The sequence below is a fragment of the Dietzia sp. B19 genome (assembly GCF_014145155.1).
GTDB lineage: Bacteria > Actinomycetota > Actinomycetes > Mycobacteriales > Mycobacteriaceae > Dietzia > Dietzia natronolimnaea.
In genome coordinates, this window is sequence record NZ_JAALED010000357.1 from 788 (window position 1) to 2537 (window position 1750).

The following is a 1750-nucleotide window of genomic DNA, read 5'->3' on the forward strand; positions in this document are numbered from 1 at the left end:
ACCAGCGGGAGGCAGAACGCGTAGGTCTTGCCGGAGCCGGTGCGGCCGCGGCCCAGGACGTCGCGTCCGGACATCGCGTCGGGCAGCGTCGCCGACTGGATGGGGGTGGGGGTGACGATGTCGACGCCCGTGAGGACGTCGAGCAGGGATGAAGGAACGCCGAGATCGGCGAAGGAACGTGACAAGGGAGGAATCTCCGTACATAGATGGGGCGTCTTGCCCGGCGCGCTCCTGGGGTGCCACGTCGCTCGGAGGCGACGCGCCCGGTGCGCGACCACGGGAGGTCGACATCCGATTCGGCCCGAGGCAAGAGTGGTGCGGGCCGACTCGCCCACCCTACGCCCCGGCGGGCCCTCGGCCACTGTTCCCGGCCCGAGTGTGACGAGGTCGTCACTTCGGGGCCCGCAGATGGCACGATGTTGACCGTGCGACTCGACCTGTCCCTGCTGCGGCGCCCGGAACTGGGCTCGGTGCTGCTCGGGCGGGGGACGGAGTCAGCGCGACTGCGCACCATGAGGGTCCGGGTGCTGCTCGTCCTGACGCTACTCGGTTCCAACCTCGTCGGCGTGGCCGTCGCCGCTGTGCTGATCCTCTTCGTCCTCCCGGGTCCCACCCTCCCCTCCCGTGAGTTCATGGTCCCCACCGCGATCGTCGTCCCGGTGTATGTGGCGCTGGCGACGATCGTGGGGACGATCTGGGTGCGTGGTGCCGTCCACCGGCGTGTCGGGTGGTTCCTCGACGGCCGCGAACCCACGGATCGCGAGCGGGTGTGGACTCTCCGTCTGCCCGGCCGGATGACCCTGATCCAGGCCTTTCTGTGGCTGTTGGGCGCGGCCGTGGTCACGCCCGCCTTCGGGGTGATCGACCCCGAGGCGATCCCGTCGGTCGGGTTCACGATCGTCTTCTCCGGGATGGTCGTCTGCGGTGTGGCGTTCCTGTTCGCGGACTTCGGACTCCGCCCGGTCGCCGCGGTCGCCCTGGCCGGAGGGCCGGTCCCCCGCGGCCGGTTCCTGGGTGCGATGACTCGGCTCCGCGTGTCCTGGGCGGTCGGCAGCGGGGTTCCGATCGCGGGACTGATCATCGTGGCGATCTACACGTTGGCGGGCCGGGCCCTGTCGCTGGAACGCCTCGCCGTCATCGTGATCGTGCTCGGCGCCACCTCGCTCCTCGCCGGATTCCTCCTCATCTCCCTGGCCACCGGGTCGGTGCTCGGACCGCTACGCAGTCTCCGCTGGGCCATGGAGGACGTCACGGACGGCGCGCTCTCCCGGCGCGTCGTGGTCTACGACGGCACCGAACTCGGCGAACTCCAGCGCGGGTTCAACCGTATGGCGGCCGGGCTCCAGGAGCGCGAACGGCTCCGGGACCTGTTCGGCCGCCACGTGGGTCGCGACGTCGCGGAGGCGGCCGAGGAGCGGGACCCCGAACTGGGCGGCAGCGCCTCCCAGGTCGGCGTCGTCTTTGTCGACATCATCGGGTCCACGGAGATGGCGGTGCGGTCCGAGGCGTCGGAGGTCGTCGACGTCCTCAACCGGTTCTTCCGGGTGGTCGTGGAGACGGTCGAGGAGTATGACGGCATCGTGGACAGCTTCCTCGGCGACGCCGCGCTCGTGGTGTTCGGGGCGCCCCGGGCGATGAACGACCCGGCGTCCGCCGCACTGGCCTGCGCCCGGGTGCTCGGCGAGCAATTGCCGGCCCGGGTGCCGGGATGCCGGGCCGGGATCGGGGCCTCCTACGGGGGCGTCGTCGC

General features: G+C 71.2%; 2 protein-coding genes. One reads left to right on the top strand and one right to left on the bottom strand.

What is annotated here, in order from left to right:
- Positions 1 to 185: DEAD/DEAH box helicase (locus tag G6020_RS17100; protein ID WP_241732670.1), on the bottom strand; the 185-nt coding region annotated here is incomplete at its 3' end.
- A 231-nt stretch (positions 186 to 416) separates the two neighbouring features.
- Here G6020_RS17100 and G6020_RS10765 point away from each other — a divergent pair.
- Positions 417 to 1750, top strand: a 1334-nt coding sequence (locus tag G6020_RS10765) for an adenylate/guanylate cyclase domain-containing protein (RefSeq protein ID WP_182610624.1), incomplete at its 3' end; no start/stop codon positions are given.